Raw genomic sequence first — 17,820 nt, 5'->3', positions numbered from 1 at the left:
CATCATGGATCTCACGCAAGTTTCCTCTTCCCATCGGGCGTCGGCCCAGGCTCCAGTTGTGGCGCCGCTGTTCGACGACCGTCCGTTCCTCGCGCGCCTGTCGTTGCTCGACTGGCTGTTCGCGCTGGCGCTCGTGGTGGGCGCGGGCTATGCGCTCGTGCACTACAACGAGCACATGAATTACTACGACAAGGCCGTGATGATCGGCACCGTGCCGGCGCTCATCACGCTCGGCTGGCGCTGGAAGCCCGCGCGACTGATGATGGCGTCGATCACCGTGCTGGCGCTGCTGTCGATCCAGATCTACCAGGGCGATCTCGCGCGCGCCGATTCGGCGTTCTTCCTCAAGTACTTCCTGTCGAGCCAGTCGGCCATCCTGTGGATGAGCGCGCTGTTCGTGCTCGCGACGATCTTCTACTGGATCGGTTTGCTCGCACGCTCGGAGTCGGGCTCCGCGATCGGCCAGAAGCTCACGTGGGTCGCCGTGCTGATGGGCTTCACCGGCCTGATGGTGCGCTGGTACGAGTCCTACCTGATCGGCGCGGACGTCGGGCACATTCCGGTGTCGAACCTGTATGAAGTGTTCGTGCTGTTCAGCCTGATCACGGCGCTGCTCTATCTGTATTACGAAGGCCATTACGGCACGCGCGCGCTGGGCGCGTTCGTGCTGCTGGTGATCAGCGCGGCCGTCGGTTTCCTGATGTGGTATTCGGTCGCGCGCGATGCGCAGCAGATCCAGCCGCTCGTGCCGGCGCTGCAGAGCTGGTGGATGAAGATTCACGTGCCGGCGAACTTCATCGGCTATGGCAGCTTCGCGCTGTCGGCGATGGTGTCGGTCGCGTACCTGATGAAGGAGCGCGGCGTGCTCGCGGATCGCCTGCCGACGCTCGAAGTGCTCGACGACGTGATGTACAAGTCGATCGCGGTCGGTTTCGCGTTCTTCACGATCGCGACGATCCTCGGCGCGCTGTGGGCCGCTGAAGCCTGGGGCGGCTACTGGAGCTGGGACCCGAAGGAAACCTGGGCGCTGATCGTATGGCTCAACTACGCGGCGTGGCTGCACATGCGCCTGATGAAGGGCCTGCGCGGCTCGGTGGCCGCATGGTGGGCGCTCACGGGCCTGCTCGTGACGACCTTCGCGTTCCTCGGCGTCAACATGTTCCTGTCCGGGCTGCACAGCTACGGCAAGCTGTAAGATTTCCGCTGTTCGTCCGACTATGAGACCGCCGGTGCACCGTGTGCCCGGCGGTTTTCTTTTGTAACGGGCGGGCGGTCCGGGCGTCGAACGGCGCAAGACGGGTCGGGTCGAACGCTCATGAAGCTGCGCGCGGCGCATGCAGGAGGAGCAGCACGATGTGGATCAAACGCCCTTTGCGGAACGTACTGACCGGCGGCGATATTGCACCCGGCGAAATCACGCCGCGTGCGGTCTTCGAGAACCGGCGGCGCGCGTTGCAGGCGGCCGGCCTCGCGGCGGCGGGCGGGCTGCTCGGCGGCAGTGGCGCAGCATGGGCCGCCTATGCGTCGCCCGATGCGCGGGCCGCGAAGCTCGCGGCGAAGACGAATGCGAAGTTCGTCGCGGCCGACAAGGTGACGCCGTTCAAGGACATCACGTCCTACAACAACTTCTACGAGTTCGGCACCGACAAGAGTGACCCCGCGCAGAACGCCGGCACGTTGCGGCCGCGCCCGTGGCGCGTGAGCGTCGAAGGCGAGGTGCTGCATCCGAAGGTGTTCGATCTCGACGAACTGCTGAAGCTCGCGCCGCTCGAGGAGCGCGTGTACCGGTTGCGCTGCGTCGAGGGCTGGTCGATGGTGATCCCGTGGATCGGCGTGCCGTTGTCCGAGCTGATCAAGCGCGTGCAGCCGACCGGCAACGCGAAATACGTGCAGTTCATCACGCTGGCCGATCCGTCGCAGATGCCCGGCCTCTCGACGCCCGTGCTCGACTGGCCGTACTCGGAAGGGCTGCGGATGGACGAGGCGATGAATCCGCTGACGCTGCTGACGATGGGCGTCTACGGGCAGGTGCTGCCGAACCAGAACGGCGCGCCGGTGCGGATCGTCGTGCCGTGGAAGTACGGCTTCAAGAGCGCGAAGTCGCTCGTGAAGATCCGCTTCGTCGACAAGCCGCCGAAGACGAGCTGGAACACGTATGCGGCGAACGAGTACGGCTTTTATTCGAACGTGAACCCGAACGTCGATCATCCGCGCTGGAGCCAGGCGACCGAGCGGCGCATCGGCGAGGACGGCTTTTTCACGCCGAAACGCAAGACACTGATGTTCAACGGCTACGGCGATCTGGTCGCGTCGATGTATCAGGGCATGGACCTGAAGAAGAACTTCTGAGCGTGACGGTGAGAAACGACATGCCTCCTTCGACGCTGACACCCGCGCGCGCAGCCGGCGCCGGTTCGGCTGCACGTGCCGCGCGGTGCGGTGCGGTCCATCCCGCTGCGCCGCGCTGGCTCGCGCCGGCCAAGGTGCTGGTTTTCGCGGCCGGCCTTTATCCGCTCGCGCGTCTCGTGCTGTTCGGGCTGACCGACCGGCTCGGCGCGAATCCGATCGAGTTCATCACGCGTTCGACGGGCCTCTGGACGCTCGTCTTGTTGTGCATCACGCTCGCTGTCACGCCGCTGCGGCGCATGACAGGGTTCGCCGCGCTGCTGCGTTTTCGCCGGATGATCGGGCTGTTCGCGTTCTTTTACGCGACGCTGCACTTCACGACCTACCTGTGGTTCGACAAGTGGTTCGACGTCGTTGCGATCCTGAAGGACGTCGGCAAACGCCCGTTCATCACGGTCGGTTTCGCCGCGTTCGTGCTGCTGATTCCGCTCGCGGCAACCTCGCCGCGCGCGATGGTGCGCCGGCTCGGCCGCCACTGGGCGACGCTGCACAGCGCGATCTACGCGATCGCGCTGTTCGGCGTGCTGCACTTCTGGTGGATGAGGGCCGGCAAGCACAATCTTGCGCAGCCGAAGCTTTATGCGGCGATCGTTGCCGCGCTGCTTGGCTGGCGGGTCGTTGCATGGGGATGGCGGCGCGTGCGCGCGTGACGGCGCAGCCTGGAAAAACAAAAGGCGATGACCGGGAAGTCATCGCCTTGTTTCACGAGCGGTGCAGGCGGCGCGCCGTTACTTTGCGACGGCCGGGCTCGATGCCGGTGCGGGCTTGGCCGATGCGCCGCTCGACAATTCGGGCGACAGCGTGAGCGGCGTACCGGACGAATCGGGCACACTGTCGGACGACGCGTTTTCATCGGTCGGCTTCACGTCCGACGGCGGCGCGTCCTGCTGCTGGAGTGGCTTGGGCATCGGAGGCACGGTGGGCAGATAGAGCGCGCCGCTTTGACCGCAGCCGGCAAGAATCGCCAAAGCCGCTACAATCGCGCTCATCCGGAAAACGACTCGCATGATCGTCCCTGAACAATTGAACCGATAGAGTTTAGCATGTCCGATACCGAATACCTGACCCGTGCCGAGGCCGTGCTGGCGGCCGTCGAGCGTACCGTCGACGACGCCAACGACGGCGATCACGACATCGATCTGGAGCGCAACGGCAGCGTCCTGACGCTGACGTTCGAGAACGGCTCGAAGATCATCGTCAACCTGCAGCCGCCGATGAAGGAAGTGTGGATTGCCGCGAAGGCGGGCGGTTTCCACTACCGTTTCATCGACGGCGAATGGCGCGATACGCGCACGGGCACCGAGTTTTTCTCTGCGCTTACCGAATACGCGACGCAGCAGGCCGGCCTGGCTATCACGTTCAGCGCGCCGTAACGGCCACGGCCGAAGCCGGGGCCGCGCCCCGAGCTGTCGTGCCAAAGAAAAAGCGCCCCCGTGGGGGCGCTTTTTTCATGTCCGGGCCGGTGGTCAGTGCGCGAACAGGTTCATGATGTCCTGCTTTTCCTGCTCGTCGACGTGCGGCACGGTGGCATCGACGTTCTGCGCGGCCGGTGCCTGCGGTACGCCGACCGTCGACACGAAGCCGTGACCCGGCGCGAACTCGGTGAAGTACAGCTCGCCGCCGAGCGATTCGACGCCGTCCGGCACCGTCGGCTTGAACTCGGGCACGCCCTTCAGCGCGGCGCCCATGTATTCGATCCAGACGGGCAGCGACAGGCCGCCGCCCGTTTCGCGATCGCCGAGGCTGCGCGGGTTGTCGTAGCCGATCCACGCGATCGCGGCGAGCGTGTGCTGGTAGCCGGCGAACCACGCGTCGTGCGAGTCGTTCGTCGTGCCGGTCTTGCCCGCGAGGTCGGTGCGCTTCAGCACGTTGGTCCGTGCGCCCGTGCCGCGCTGCGCGACGCTCTGCAGCAGGCTGTTCATCACGTACGCGTTGCGCGCGTCGATCGCGCGCGGTGCGTTCTGCTCGGCGACGAGCGGCTGCGCGCGCACGACGATTGCCCCGTTCGGATCGGTGACTTCGGCGATCAGGTACGGATTGACGCGGTAGCCGCCGTTCGCGAAGACCGAGTACGCGCCCGCCATCTGCAGCGGCGTGACCTGGCCCGCGCCGAGTGCCATCGGCAGGTAGGCCGGATGGCGTTCGGCGTCGAAGCCGAAGCGCGTGATGTACTGCTGCGCGTACTTCGTGCCGATGTGGTTCAGGATCCGGATCGACACGAGGTTGCGCGAGCGCTGCAGCGCGGTGCGCATCGACATCGGGCCTTCGAAGCCGCCGCCGTAGTTCTTCGGTTCCCACGGCTGGCCGCCCGTTTCGGCGGCGCTGAAATACAGCGGGCCGTCGTTGATCACGGTTGCCGGCCCGAGGCCCTTGTCGAGCGACGCCGAATAGATGAACGGCTTGAACGACGAACCCGGCTGTCGCCACGCCTGCGTGACGTGGTTGAACTTGTTCTTGTTGTAATCGAAGCCGCCGACGAGCGAGCGGATCGCGCCGTCCTGCGGGACGATCGACAGGAACGCCCCCTCGACCTGCGGCAACTGCGTGATCGACCACTTGCCGGCGTCGTTCTTCACGACGCGGACGATCGCGCCCGGGCGGATGCGGCGATTCGGCTGCGCATTGGCCGACAGCGCGCCCGACGCGAAGCGCAGGTTGTCGCCTTCGATCGTCGCATTGCTGCCGTCGATGAACGCAACCGTGATCTGGCGCGGGGTGGCAGCCGTGACGACCGCGGCAATCAGTTCGCCGTTGTCGGGGTGTTCGAGCAGCGCATCGTCGATCGCCTGTTCGCGGTCGTCGGCACCGGCCGGCAGTTCGATGAAGCCTTCCGGCCCCCGATAGCCGTGCCGGCGTTCGTAATCCATGATGCCCTTGCGCAGCGCGGTGTATGCGACCTGCTGGTCCGCGGAGTCGATCGTCGTGACGACGTTGAAGCCGCGCGTGTAGGTTTCCTCACGGTACTGCGCGTACATCATTTGTCGGACCATTTCCGCGACGTACTCGGCGTGCACGCTGAAATCGCGGCCCGGACCCTTGACGACGAGCGGCTGTGCGACGGCCTCGTCGTACTGTTCGCGCGTGATGAAATTCAGCTCGAGCATCCGTTGCAGGATGTATTCCTGGCGCACCTTCGCGCGCTTCGGGTTCACGACCGGGTTATACGCGGACGGTGCCTTCGGCAGCCCGGCGAGCATCGCTGCTTCGGCGAGTGTGATGTCCTTCAGGTCCTTGCCGAAGTAGACCCGCGCGGCGCTTGCGAAGCCGTACGCGCGCTGGCCGAGATAGATCTGATTCATGTAGACCTCGAGAATCTGATCTTTCGTCAGCGCACGCTCGATCCGGTACGCGAGCAGCATCTCGTAGATCTTGCGCGTGTAGGTCTTCTCGCTCGACAGGAAGAAGTTGCGCGCGACCTGCATCGTGATCGTGCTCGCGCCCTGCGACGCATGGCCGTTCGTCAGCGCGACGAAACCGGCGCGGACGATGCCGGTGAGGTCGACGCCGCCGTGATCGTAGAAGCGCGCGTCCTCGATCGCGAGGATCGCGTTCTTCAGCGAGGCGGGCACGTCCTTGAAATGGACGACGTCGCGGCGCTCTTCGCCGAATTCGCCGATCAGCACGTGATCGGACGTATAGATGCGCAGCGGCACCTTCGGCCGATAGTCGGTCAGCGCGTCGAGCGACGGCATGTTCGGCCAGGCGACGACGAGCGCGTAGCCGAGCACGAGGCCGCCGGCCACGACGAGCGCCACGCACATCGTGGCGAATCCGAGCAGGACTTTTTGCCACCAGAGCCGCTTCTTCGGCTCCGGGGCAGGAGGCGGGGACGTAGGAGTCGTGGATTGCATAGGCATACCGGAAAACAGTCCCGCGATTATAGCTGCCCGGTAAGACCGGTCCTGACGCGGGGGGCCGCCCGCCGCGCAGGTGCGGGCTGGCGTGCTTCCAGCATAGCCCGCGCACGGCCGTCGCGAGCGGATACTGGCCGTTAGGCCGACTGTCGGCCGCACGCGCCGTTTTGCAGAATCAGGTCTCGGAAACGCGGCGTGGGCCGCGACGATCTCGGGAGGCTGCGATGGCAGGACGATGGGGAGCGCGGTTTGCGCGGGGCGGGCACCGGTCGACGGGAATCGACGTCGGTTCGGACGAGGTGAGGGTGGTCGTGCTGAGCCGGCGCGGCCGGGGCGCGGAGGTGTGCGTCGAGGGGCTCGAGCGGGAGCCGGTTGGGTTGGCGGGCGGGCCGGAGGATGCGCGTTGGGCGGCGGTCGCGCGTGCGCTGGCTGCAGCCGTGTCGAGGCTGTCGGCTGCCGATGTGCGGTGCGATGCGCGCGGGGTGATGGCGTTGCACGATGACGAGATGCGCACCGCGACGCTCGATCTGGCCGGGCGGGACGACATCCCGAACGCCGCGCGGCAGGCGGCCGAACGCATCTCGGGGCTGGCGCCGGACAGCCTCGCGTTCGACTGGCGGCAGGATGGCGGCGCGGAGGCGGGCGAGATCGAGGTTGCCGTGGCCCCGCTGGCGCTGCTCGAGCGTCGGATCGACGTGGCTGCGCAGGCCGGTGTCGACCTGACGGTGGTCGACGGCGAGTCGGCCGCCGCGCTGCGAGCGTTGCGCTACGCCGCGCAATTCGAACCCGACGCGCAGGCGGGCCCCTACGCGGCGCTCTGGTTTCACGACGCGGGCGTGCACGGCTGGCGAATCGACGGCCCGTTGGCCGTACCGGTGCTGACGCTGTCCGGCGCCGCGCCGGGGGCGTTTCCCGATGCGCTGCGCCGGCGCGCGCTCGGGGCCGTGCATTGCGTACTCGTGGCCGGGGACGAGCAGTGCATCGCCCGCTTCGATACGTCCGTCGCCGAGATTGGCGACGTGCTCGGCGCGGTTGCGGTGTCGTTCGACTGTACGGGCTGGAGCGGGCAGCCATACCTGCCCGCCGGCATGCCGGGCGGTCCGGCGCTGGCTGTCGCATTCGGGCTGGCATTGCGCGGGGTGTGGGAGTGACGGTCCATCGCGCGGAGCAGGGCGGCTTCAACCTGCTGCCGTATCGCGAGCGGCTGGCGCAGGCGTTGCGGCGTCGTCGGGCCGCGCAGTGCGGCATGGCGATTCTGTTCGGCGTGCTTGGCGCCGGCCTGTGGACGGGCGCCGCCACCGGGGCGCGGTGGCGGGTGGATGCCGAGCGCGCAAGCGTGGAGGCGCGGCTGCGGCAGTTGCAGCCGCAGGTGGGTGCTGCGACGCGCGCCGCCAACGCAGCGGCTGTTGCCGCGCAGCGCGACGCGCAGGCGGCTGAGCTTGCCGAGCCTTACCGGCACGTCACGGGGCTGCTGGCGACACTGGCGCAGGTGGGCGCCGGCACCGTCCGGCTCGACGCGCTGCGCACGACGTCGGCCGGTGCCGTGCTCGATGTGCGTGCCGCGAGCTACCCGGCGGCGGCGCGATGGCTCGCGGCGATGGCGCGCGAGCAGCGTGGCTGGCGGATCGATATCGATGCGTTGAAGCCTGCTTCGGATGCGCCGGTCGCGACGGGCGGGATGCCGTTCCGGTTCTCGGTCCAGTTGCGCTGGCACGATGCGCTGCCGTCCCGGAAAGCGTCGGGAGGTGGCGCATGACGGCGCTCGTGCATCGGCCCGCACCGCACGGCGGCAGGTGGCTCGGCGGCATGCGGCGCGTGTCGCCGGCGGCTACGCACATCGCAGGCTGCGTGGTCGCGTTCGCGGCCGTGCTGGCGGGCGGCATTCATCTGGCGAATGCCGCTGACTGGAGCGGGCTTGCACACGGCCGCGCATTGCTGGCAGCGGCGCAGATGCGTGAGGCCGACGCGCAGCGTGTCCTGGCAGCCGCTGTACGGCACCGGGACGTGTATCCGGCGGCGGCACACGGCGATCACTTGTCGCGTGCGCCGGAGTGGGCCGCGTTGATGCTGGAACTGGCAGATCGCGCCGCGTCGAGCGGGCTGCACGACGTATCGATCGAACCGCTGCGTGCCGATGGTGCCGAGCAGGACGGTCGGCGCACGGTGCGCATCGTCGCGGATGGCGGCTTTCGCGCGCTGCTGCAGATGGTCGGCGGGCTGGCGCGTTTCCCGGTGCTGGCGGTGCCGACCGCGCTGCGTGTCGAACGGGGAAAGGCGGCGGCGCGCGTGGAAATGTCTGTCGACGTGTTTCCGGGGTTGCCGGCGGCGACGTCTACGGCTGGGGAGGTGCCGGTTCTGGCTGACGCACCTGGCGCAGATCCGTTCGGCGTCACCGGCACGTCTGAAGCGGAGGGGGCGGCTGCTCGTCTGGCCGGCACGATTCGCGCCGGGCGCGCCGGACTCGCGCTGTTCGACGACGGTGACGGCGCGTTCGCGGCCGTGGTGCCCGGCGAAGCCCTCGGGGCCGCGCGGGTGGTGCGAGTCGAGCCTGTCGCCGTGACGCTCGCGACGGCGGACGGCGCGTACCGCGTCACGCTGGACGACGGGAGGCGGCCATGATGAAGCATGGATGTCGGGCACTCGCCGTCTGGGCCGGCTTGACGGCGGCCGGCGCAAGCGCCTCGTTGCCGCCGCTGCCGGCCGTCTGGCCTGCCGCTGCATCGATGGACATGCCGCTGCCTGGCCTGCCGCTGCCCCACGGTACGGTGGACGGTGCGGACAGCACCGTATCGGCGGACGCGGGCCCACCTCCGTTCGACCAGGCCGCTCGCGCGGCGCTTCAGGCGGCGGCCGCCACTCCGGCACCCGGGCTGGAGGGGCCGCCGATCCCGTTGGCGCCGCCGGCCCGGATCGGCGACGCCGCGGCACGGCAACCCGGCGATGCGGACGACGCGCGGCGGATCTCGCTGAATCTGCAGGGCGCGGGGCTCGCGGCCGCGTTCGATGCGTTCGCGCGGTTCACCGGGCTCAATATCGTCGTCGGCGAACAGGTGCGCGGCACCGTCACGTTACGTCTGAACAATGTGCGCTGGCGCGACGCCTTCGACACGCTGCTGGACACGCACGGGCTCGCGATGTCCCGGCGGGGCAACGTGATATGGGTCACGCCGGCGGCCGAGCTGGCTGCGCGCGAACGCGAGCGCTTCGAAATGCACGCGCGGGCCGCCGATCTGGAGCCGCTCGCGAGCCGTACGTTCGCGCTGCACTACCCGCGCGCGCAGGACGTGCAACGGCTGCTGGCCGGCGCGACGGGCCAGCGCCTGCTGTCGAAGCGTGGCGCTGCGGCGGCCGATCCGCGTACAAACCTGCTGTTCGTCACCGATCTCGCGCCGCGTCTCGACCAGATCGCGAGCCTGATCGATGCGATCGACCGGCCGTCGCGGCAGGTCCGGATCGAGGCCCGCATCGTCGAGGGCGAGCAGGGTTTTTCGCGCAACCTCGGCGCTCGCGTTGCGCTGCGGGCGCAGGAGAGGCCGCCATCGGGCGAGAGCGCCACGTTCACAGCCGGCGCGCGCAATGCGCTCGACCTTGCTGCGCGGCCGCTCAGCGGCTTCGAAGCGGCAACCGCGGGCTTCACGTTGTTCGCCGCGCCGCTCAGCCGCGTGCTCGACGTCGAACTGAGCGCGCTCGAGGCGCAGGGGCGGGGTCAGATCGTTTCGCGGCCGCGTGTGGTGACCGCCGATCGCGTCAAGGCCATCGTCGAACAGGGGTCGGAGCTGCCGTACCAGGCGAAGGTCGGCAACGGCGTGAGCGGCGTGCAGTTCCGCCGGGCGACGCTCAAGCTCGAGGTCGAGCCGCAGATCACGCCGGACGGGCGCGTGGTGCTCGACCTGGACGTGACGAAGGACAGCATCGGCGAGCCGACGGCGGCCGGCCCGGCGATTCACACGAAGCATGTCCAGACGCGCGTCGAGGTCGAGAACGGCGGGACGGTCGCGATCGGCGGGATCTATGAGCAACTGAACAGGAACGATGTGACGCGCGTGCCGCTCTTGGGCAAAATACCGTTTCTGGGCGCGCTTTTCCGGCACCGCGCGCAGCGCGACCAGCGCAACGAATTGGTCGTCTTCATCACGCCGACCGTCGTCGATGCGCGCTGCGATACGCGCGGCGCGGGCAGCGCGGATGTCGGAAAAACAGGGCCGGAAGCCGCCGGCGCAGGCTCGACAAGGCAGCCGCTTTGCCAGTAAGCTGCGCCACACACCAGCAAGATTGAAGCAGAGGAAGCCGTTGCAAGCGCGGGACCCACATGCAAACGTATTTTTCGTCGGCCTTATGGGAGCGGGTAAGACCACCGTGGGCCGTGCGGTCGCGCGTCGTCTCGACAGGACGTTCTTCGACTCCGACCACGAAATCGAGGCCCGCACGGGCGCGCGCATTCCGGTGATCTTCGAGATGGAGGGCGAGGCCGGGTTTCGCGATCGCGAAACGCAAGTGATCGCCGAGCTCACGCAGCGCGAGAACATCGTGCTCGCGACGGGCGGCGGCGCGGTGCTGCGCCCGGAAAATCGCGACTACCTGAAAAGCAGCGGCATCGTCGTCTACCTGCGCGCCAATCCGCACGATCTGTGGCTGCGTACACGCAAGGACAAGAACCGCCCGCTGCTGCAGACCGAAGATCCGAAGGGGCGTCTCGAAGCGCTGTACGAAGTGCGCGACCCGCTGTACCGCGAATGCGCGGATTTCGTCATCGAGACCGGTCGTCCGTCGGTCAACGGTCTCGTCAACATGGTGCTGATGCAACTCGAACTGGCCGGCGTCATCGCCAAGCCGCTACAAGCATGATTACTGTCAACGTCGATCTGGGCGACCGCGCCTACCCGATTCACATTGGCGCTGGCCTGATCGGCCGCGCCGAGCTGTTCGCCCCGCACATCAAGGGTTCGTCCGTCACGATCGTCACGAACACGACGGTCGATCCGCTCTACGGAGATGCACTGCGCGCGGCGCTTGCACCGCTCGGCAAGCGCGTGTCAACGGTCGTGCTGCCGGACGGCGAGGCGTACAAGAACTGGGAAACGCTGAACCTGATCTTCGACGGCCTGCTGACCGACCGCGCGGACCGCAAGACGACGCTCGTCGCGCTCGGCGGCGGCGTGATCGGCGACATGACGGGCTTTGCCGCTGCGTGCTACATGCGCGGCGTGCCGTTCATCCAGGTGCCGACGACGCTGCTGTCGCAGGTCGACTCGTCGGTCGGCGGCAAGACGGGCATCAACCACCCGCTCGGCAAGAACATGATCGGCGCGTTCTACCAGCCGCAGGCCGTGATCGCGGACATCGGCGCGCTGACGACCCTGCCTGACCGCGAGCTGGCGGCCGGCGTCGCCGAGGTCATCAAGACCGGTGCGATCGCCGACGCGGAATTCTTCGACTGGATCGAGGCGAACGTCGACGCGCTGAACCGCCGCGACCCGGCTGCGCTCGCACACGCGGTGAAGCGCTCGTGCGAGATCAAAGCGAGCGTGGTGGCGGCCGACGAGCGCGAAGGCGGCCTGCGCGCGATCCTGAACTTCGGCCATACGTTTGGCCACGCGATCGAGGCCGGGCTCGGCTACGGCGAATGGCTGCACGGCGAGGCGGTCGGCTGCGGGATGGTGATGGCGGGCGACCTGTCGGTGCGGCTCGGCCTGCTCGACGAAGCGTCGCGGCAGCGCCTCGATGCGGTGATCGCGGCCGCGCACCTGCCGACCCGCGGGCCCGCGCTCGGCGACGCGCGTTACATGGACCTGATGCGCGTCGACAAGAAGGCCGAGGCCGGCGCGATCAAGTTCATCCTGCTGAAGCGATTCGGCGATACGCTGATCACGCAGGCGCCGGACGAAGCCGTGTTCGCTACACTGGCACAGACGACCGGCTAACGGCGGCCCGGATGCCCCGGCGCCCCTGACATGGAGGAGACGTGAGCGAGACATCCAGCAGCACACTGCACGAAGCCGGCAGCGCATCCACTGCGCCGGTGGCCGAGCCGCCGACACTGGCGGCGCTGGAAGCCCATCTCGCTCCGTATGCCGCTCACGCATCGCAGTCGCGCGGCCGTCGCCATCCGGAAACACCGCCGGCGGCGCGCACCGAATTCCAGCGCGACCGCGACCGCATTGTTCATTCGACCGCATTTCGCCGGCTCGAATACAAGACGCAAGTCTTCGTCAATCACGAAGGCGACCTGTTCCGCACACGCCTCACGCACAGCCTCGAAGTGGCGCAGATCGCACGCTCGGTCGCGCGCAACCTGCGCCTGAACGAGGATCTCGTCGAGGCGATCTCGCTCGCGCACGATCTCGGCCATACGCCGTTCGGCCATGCGGGGCAGGACGCGCTGAATGCCTGCATGCGCGAGCACGGCGGCTTCGAGCACAACCTGCAGAGCCTGGCGGTCGTCGACGAGCTCGAGGAGCATTACGGCGCGTTCAACGGGCTGAACCTGTGCTTCGAGACGCGCGAAGGCATTCTGAAGCACTGCTCGCGCGAGAATGCGCGCAAGCTCGGCGCGCTTGGCGAGCGCTTCCTGCAGGGCCGCCAGCCGTCGCTCGAAGCGCAGCTTGCCAACATCGCGGACGAGATCGCCTACAACAACCACGACGTCGACGACGGCCTGCGTTCCGGTCTGGTCACGATCGAACAGCTCGCGGAAGTCGAGTTGTGGCAGCGCCACTACGAGGCGGCGCTCGCCGAATTCCCGCACCTCGAAGGCCGTCGTCTCGTGCACGAGACGGTGCGCCGCATCATCAACACGCTGATCGTCGACCTGATCGACGAGACGACGCGCAACCTCGCGCGCGTCGCGCCCGCGTCGCTCGACGACGTGCGCACCGCGCCGCCGCTCGTGTCGCACAGCGAGACGGTCGCCGCCCAGGCGGCCGCCCTCAAGCGCTTCCTCTTCAAGAACCTCTATCGCCACTACAAGGTGATGCGCATGGCGAGCAAGGCGCAACGCGTCGTCACCGGGTTGTTCGATGCGTTCATCGACGATCCGCGCTTGCTGCCGCCGCCATACCAGTCCGACGACGCCGCACAGCAGCCGCGTCTCGTCGCGCACTACATCGCCGGCATGACCGACCGCTTCGCGCTGAAGGAGTACCAGCGCCTGTTCGTCATCAGCGACAACTGACTGTCACAAACGATCACTAGACTTCGCCGGTTCAATGGCGACGGGAATGTTGCACACGCTGTTGGTAACGTTTTCATAGGAGAGAGATCGATGAAGAAGCAGCCTGCGGGGACCATGGTTCGTTCGATCGCGCTCGGCGGCGCGCTGATGTTCGGGGCGCAGCACGTGGCGTTCGCCGCGACGGAGATCCAGTTCTGGCATGCGATGGAGGCCGCGCTCGGCGAGCGGGTCAATGCGATCGCCGACCAGTTCAACGCGTCGCAGAGCGACTACAAGATCGTGCCGGTCTTCAAGGGCACCTACGACCAGGCGCTCGCGGCCGGCATCGCCGCCTATCGTAGCGGCAACGCGCCGGCGATCCTCCAGGTCTATGAAGTCGGCACGGCCACGATGATGCAGGCGAAGAAGGCCGTCGTGCCCGTCTACGACGTGTTCAAGCAGGCCGGCGTGCCGCTCGACGAAAAGGCGTTCGTGCCGACCATCGCGAGCTACTACAGCGACGCGAAGACGGGTCATCTCGTGTCGATGCCGTTCAACAGCTCGACGCCGGTGCTGTACTACAACAAGGACGCGTTCAAGAAGGCCGGGCTCGATCCGAACCAGCCGCCGAAGACGTGGGCAGACGTGCAGGCCGATGCCGAGAAGCTGCGCAAGTCGGGGATGGCGTGCGGCTTCACGACCGGCTGGCAGGGCTGGGTCCAGCTCGAGAACTACAGCGCGTGGCACGGGCTGCCGTTCTCGAGCCGCAACAACGGCTTCGACGGCACCGACGCGGTGCTCGAATTCAACAAGCCGCAGCAGATCGCGCACGTCACGTTCCTGCAGCAGATGGCGAAGGACGGCACGTTCACGTACGCGGGCCGCAAGGATGAAGCGTCGGCGAAGTTCTACAGCGGCGACTGCGGGATCATGACGACGACGTCGGGCGCGCTCGCGAACGTGCAGAAGTTCGCGAAGTTCAGCTACGGCACGGGCATGATGCCGTACGACGCGAACGTGAAGGGCGCACCGCAGAACGCGATCATCGGCGGCGCGAGCCTGTGGGTGCTGGCCGGCAAGGATCCGGCGACCTACAAGGGCGTCGCGAAATTCCTCGCGTACCTGGCCTCGCCGGCCGTCGCCGCGAAGTGGCACCAGGACACGGGCTACCTGCCGGTCACCACGGCCGCGTACGACCTGACGCGCCAGCAGGGCTTCTACGCGAAGAACCCGAGCGCCGAAACCGCGATCAAGCAGATGCTGAACAAGCCGCCGCTGCCGTACACGAAGGGGCTGCGCCTCGGCAACATGCCGCAGATCCGCACGGTGGTCGACGAGGAATTCGAGCAGGTCTGGGCGCAGAAGAAGTCGCCGAAGGATGCGCTCGATTCCGCAGCTTCGCGCGGCGACGAACTGCTGCGCCGCTTCGAGAAGTCGGGCGGCTGAGCCCGCATCGCACCGTGTCGCCGGCCGCATCGCATCCTGTACGGATGCACGCGCCGGCTGGCGGCACGCCCCCCTTTCCGTTACGTCTGACCGGATCTCCGCGATGCAATCCCGTTCCCGTTTCGGCACGAGCCTGTTGCCGTACCTGCTGATCGCACCGCAGCTCGCGATCACCGCCGTGTTCTTCCTGTGGCCGGCCGGCGTCGCGCTGTGGCAGTCGACGCAGATGCAGGACGCGTTCGGCACGTCGAGCGAATTCGTCGGCCTCGCGAACTTCACGCACCTGTTTGCCGATCCGCTGTATCTCGATTCGTTCCGCACGACGCTCGTGTTCAGCTCGCTCGTTACGGTGAGCGGGCTCGTCGTATCGCTGCTGCTCGCCGCGTGCGCCGACCGCGTGATCCGCGGTGCGCGCGTGTACCGCACGCTGCTGATCTGGCCGTATGCGGTCGCGCCGACGATCGCCGCCGTGCTGTGGGCGTTCCTGTTCAATCCGAGCATCGGCCTGATCACCTATGCGCTCGCGAAGAGCGGCATCGTGTGGAACCACGCGCTGAACGGCGGCCAGGCGATGTTCCTGGTCGTGCTCGCGTCGGTGTGGAAGCAGGTGAGCTACAACTTCCTGTTCTTCTACGCAGGCCTGCAGGCGATTCCGCGCTCGCTGATCGAGGCGGCGGCGATCGACGGCGCCGGGCCGGTGCGGCGCTTCTTCAACATCGTGCTGCCGCTGCTGTCGCCCACCAGTTTCTTCCTGCTGGTCGTGAACCTCGTGTACGCCTTCTTCGACACCTTCCCGGTGATCGACGCGGCCACCGGCGGCGGCCCGGCGCAGAGCACCAAGACGCTGATCTACAAGATCTTCGCGGAGGGCTTCCAGGGGCTCGACATCGGCAGCTCGGGCGCGCAGTCGGTCGTGCTGATGATCATCGTCGTCGGGCTCACGGTGATCCAGTTCCGCTTCGTCGAACGCAGGGTGCAATACGCATGATCGAGAATCGCAAGGGCTTCGACCTGTTCTGCCACGCGGTGCTGATCGCGGGTGTCGTGCTGATCGTGTTTCCCGTCTACGTCGCGTTCTGCGCGGCGACGATGAACGCGCAGGAAGTGTTCACGGTGCCGCTGTCGCTGGTGCCGAGCACGCACCTGTTCGAGAACGTCGCGTACATCTGGGGGCACGGCAGCGGCGGTACGACGGCGCCGTTCGGCCGCCTGCTCGTGAACAGCTTCGCGATGGCGCTCGGCATCGCGGTGGGCAAGATCGCGGTGTCGATCCTGTCCGCGTACGCGATCGTCTATTTCCGCTTCCCGTTCCGCAACACGGCGTTCTGGCTGATCTTCGTCACGCTGATGCTGCCGGTCGAGGTGCGGATCTTCCCGACCGTGCAGGTCGTGTCGACGCTGCACCTGACGAACACCTATGCGGGGCTCACGCTGCCGCTGATCGCGTCGGCGACCGCGACGTTCCTGTTCCGCCAGTTCTTCATGACGCTGCCCGACGAGCTGATGGATGCCGCGCGCATCGACGGCGCGGGGCCGCTGCGGTTCTTCTGTGACGTCGTGCTGCCACTGTCGAAGACGAGTATCGCGGCGCTGTTCGTGATCACGTTCATCTACGGCTGGAACCAGTATCTGTGGCCGATCCTGATCACGACGGAGGCATCGCTGTCGACGGCGGTGGTGGGTATCAAGACGATGATCGCGAGCGGCGACGCCGCGACCGAATGGCAATACGTGATGGCGGCGACGCTGCTGGGGATGATTCCGCCGCTCGTCGTCGTATTGGCGATGCAGCGCTGGTTCGTGCGCGGCCTCGTCGATTCCGAGAAATAAACAACGGACGGTAACCGGGAGAAGGACCAGGTATGGCTGCGTTGAGCTTGAAGGGCGTCAGGAAATCCTACGACGGCAAGCAGCACGTGCTGCACGGCATCGACGTGGAGATCGCGGACGGCGAATTCATCGTGCTGGTCGGCCCGTCGGGCTGCGGCAAGTCGACGTTGCTGCGGATGATCGCGGGGCTCGAGACGGTGACGGATGGCGAGATCGCGATCGGCGAGCGCGTGGTCAACGCGCTGGAGCCGAAGGATCGCGACATCGCGATGGTGTTCCAGAACTATGCGCTGTATCCGCACATGACGGTCGCGCAGAACATGGGCTACGGGCTGAAGATCCGCGGGCTCGAGCGCGCGACGATCGACTCGCGGGTGGCCGCGGCCGCGAAGATCCTCGAACTCGAGCCGCTGCTCGCGCGGCGGCCGCGCGAGCTGTCGGGCGGCCAGCGGCAGCGCGTCGCGATGGGGCGTGCGATCGTGCGCGAGCCGTCGGTGTTCCTGTTCGACGAGCCGTTGTCGAACCTCGACGCGAAATTGCGCGTGCAGATGCGGCTCGAGATCCAGCGGCTGCATGCGCGGCTTGCGACGACGAGCGTCTACGTGACGCACGATCAGATCGAGGCGATGACGCTCGCGCAGCGCGTGATCGTGATGAACCGCGGCTATGCGGAGCAGATCGGCGCGCCGGTCGACGTGTACGAGAAGCCGGCGACGGTGTTCGTCGCGGGCTTCATCGGCTCGCCCGCGATGAACCTGATGCACGGCCGGCTGTCGGACGACGGCGCGACATTTACGGTTGCAGGCGGCGGCCCCGCGCTGCCGGTTGCCGGCGCGCCCGGCATCGGGACGGCGATCGCCACCGGGCGCGACTGGGTGCTCGGCGTGCGTCCCGAACACATGACGCCGCAGCCGGGCGTCGCGCAGGCGACGCTGCCGGTCGATTCGTGCGAGCTGCTCGGCGCGGACAATCTCGCGCACGGCCGCTGGGGCAATCACGACGTTGCGGTGCGCCTGCCGCACGCAGACCGCCCCGCGCGCGGCACGGCGCTGGCGGCCGCGCTGCCGGCGCACCGGCTGCACTTCTTCGATCCCGAGACCGGCAAGCGTGCCGCCTGAACCTGCTGCACCTGCC

17 protein-coding genes are annotated in these 17,820 nt (G+C 67.5%); 15 read left to right on the top strand and 2 right to left on the bottom strand.

Features of this window, described 5'->3' with window-relative positions; genetic code table 11:
* The first annotated feature begins 4 nt into the window (after window positions 1-4).
* The 3 genes from ccsB (at window position 5) to msrQ (ending at window position 3,056) form a co-directional block, all read left to right on the top strand.
* Window positions 5-1,195: a c-type cytochrome biogenesis protein CcsB gene (gene ccsB, locus BDO18943_RS25680; protein ID WP_089449756.1), complete on the top strand. Its 1,191-nt coding sequence runs from the start codon at window positions 5-7 to the stop codon at window positions 1,193-1,195.
* 158 nt (window positions 1,196-1,353) lie between these two features.
* On the top strand, window positions 1,354-2,349 hold the full coding sequence (gene msrP, locus BDO18943_RS25675) for a protein-methionine-sulfoxide reductase catalytic subunit MsrP (RefSeq protein WP_175024573.1): 996 nt from the start codon (window positions 1,354-1,356) through the stop codon (window positions 2,347-2,349).
* A 20-nt stretch (window positions 2,350-2,369) separates the two neighbouring features.
* A complete protein-coding gene (msrQ, locus tag BDO18943_RS25670) occupies window positions 2,370-3,056 on the top strand; it encodes a protein-methionine-sulfoxide reductase heme-binding subunit MsrQ (protein ID WP_175024572.1) in 687 nt (228 codons plus the stop codon).
* 78 nt (window positions 3,057-3,134) lie between these two features.
* Here the strand turns inward: msrQ and lptM are convergent, their stop codons facing one another.
* The gene (gene lptM / locus BDO18943_RS25665; protein ID WP_043191837.1) at window positions 3,135-3,413 is read right to left on the bottom strand and encodes an LPS translocon maturation chaperone LptM; all 279 of its coding nucleotides are present in this window, start codon (window positions 3,411-3,413) and stop codon (window positions 3,135-3,137) included.
* A 36-nt stretch (window positions 3,414-3,449) separates the two neighbouring features.
* On the opposite strand from lptM, the gene cyaY reads away from it, so the two are divergent.
* On the top strand, window positions 3,450-3,779 hold the full coding sequence (gene cyaY / locus BDO18943_RS25660; RefSeq protein WP_043191836.1) for an iron donor protein CyaY: 330 nt from the start codon (window positions 3,450-3,452) through the stop codon (window positions 3,777-3,779).
* A gap of 93 nt (window positions 3,780-3,872) precedes the next feature.
* On the opposite strand, the gene BDO18943_RS25655 is transcribed toward cyaY, so the two are convergent.
* Window positions 3,873-6,257, bottom strand: a complete 2,385-nt coding sequence (locus tag BDO18943_RS25655; protein WP_456151301.1) for a penicillin-binding protein 1A — start codon at window positions 6,255-6,257, stop codon at window positions 3,873-3,875.
* 227 nt (window positions 6,258-6,484) lie between these two features.
* On the opposite strand from BDO18943_RS25655, the gene BDO18943_RS25650 reads away from it, so the two are divergent.
* From BDO18943_RS25650 to BDO18943_RS25600, 11 genes are all read left to right on the top strand, one after another.
* Entirely contained in the window at window positions 6,485-7,411 is a 927-nt protein-coding gene (locus tag BDO18943_RS25650) for a type IV pilus biogenesis protein PilM (protein WP_175024570.1), read from the top strand.
* Window positions 7,408-8,016 carry a fimbrial protein gene (locus tag BDO18943_RS25645; RefSeq protein ID WP_235996192.1) on the top strand — a complete coding sequence of 203 codons (609 nt, stop codon included), beginning with the start codon at window positions 7,408-7,410 and terminating at the stop codon, window positions 8,014-8,016. The genes BDO18943_RS25650 and BDO18943_RS25645 overlap by 4 nt, the downstream gene beginning before the upstream one ends.
* Window positions 8,013-8,879 (top strand): pilus assembly protein, encoded by an 867-nt coding sequence (locus BDO18943_RS25640; protein ID WP_175024569.1) that lies wholly within the window; start codon window positions 8,013-8,015, stop codon window positions 8,877-8,879. Before BDO18943_RS25645 ends, BDO18943_RS25640 begins: the two co-directional genes overlap by 4 nt.
* Window positions 8,876-10,510 (top strand): type IV pilus secretin PilQ, encoded by a 1,635-nt coding sequence (locus BDO18943_RS25635; RefSeq protein WP_175024568.1) that lies wholly within the window; start codon window positions 8,876-8,878, stop codon window positions 10,508-10,510. Before BDO18943_RS25640 ends, BDO18943_RS25635 begins: the two co-directional genes overlap by 4 nt.
* Window positions 10,511-10,550: 40 nt before the next feature.
* Window positions 10,551-11,105, top strand: a complete 555-nt coding sequence (gene aroK, locus BDO18943_RS25630; RefSeq protein ID WP_175024578.1) for a shikimate kinase AroK — start codon at window positions 10,551-10,553, stop codon at window positions 11,103-11,105.
* Entirely contained in the window at window positions 11,102-12,181 is a 1,080-nt protein-coding gene (gene aroB / locus BDO18943_RS25625; RefSeq protein WP_175024567.1) for a 3-dehydroquinate synthase, read from the top strand. Before aroK ends, aroB begins: the two co-directional genes overlap by 4 nt.
* Before the next feature lie 41 nt (window positions 12,182-12,222).
* Entirely contained in the window at window positions 12,223-13,431 is a 1,209-nt protein-coding gene (locus BDO18943_RS25620) for a deoxyguanosinetriphosphate triphosphohydrolase (RefSeq protein ID WP_175024566.1), read from the top strand.
* Between the two features lie 90 nt (window positions 13,432-13,521).
* The gene (gene ugpB / locus BDO18943_RS25615) at window positions 13,522-14,856 is read left to right on the top strand and encodes a sn-glycerol-3-phosphate ABC transporter substrate-binding protein UgpB (protein WP_175024565.1); all 1,335 of its coding nucleotides are present in this window, start codon (window positions 13,522-13,524) and stop codon (window positions 14,854-14,856) included.
* A 103-nt stretch (window positions 14,857-14,959) separates the two neighbouring features.
* On the top strand, window positions 14,960-15,844 hold the full coding sequence (gene ugpA / locus BDO18943_RS25610; RefSeq protein WP_175024564.1) for a sn-glycerol-3-phosphate ABC transporter permease UgpA: 885 nt from the start codon (window positions 14,960-14,962) through the stop codon (window positions 15,842-15,844).
* Window positions 15,841-16,686 (top strand): sn-glycerol-3-phosphate ABC transporter permease UgpE, encoded by an 846-nt coding sequence (gene ugpE, locus BDO18943_RS25605; RefSeq protein ID WP_175024563.1) that lies wholly within the window; start codon window positions 15,841-15,843, stop codon window positions 16,684-16,686. Before ugpA ends, ugpE begins: the two co-directional genes overlap by 4 nt.
* Window positions 16,687-16,718: 32 nt before the next feature.
* Window positions 16,719-17,804: a sn-glycerol-3-phosphate import ATP-binding protein UgpC gene (locus BDO18943_RS25600; protein ID WP_175024562.1), complete on the top strand. Its 1,086-nt coding sequence runs from the start codon at window positions 16,719-16,721 to the stop codon at window positions 17,802-17,804.
* Window positions 17,805-17,820 lie beyond the last annotated feature (16 nt).

The sequence above is a fragment of the Burkholderia aenigmatica genome (genome assembly GCF_902499175.1).
In the GTDB taxonomy this organism is placed as follows: domain Bacteria; phylum Pseudomonadota; class Gammaproteobacteria; order Burkholderiales; family Burkholderiaceae; genus Burkholderia; species Burkholderia aenigmatica.
This window is presented reverse-complemented; position numbering and strand designations above follow the sequence as displayed.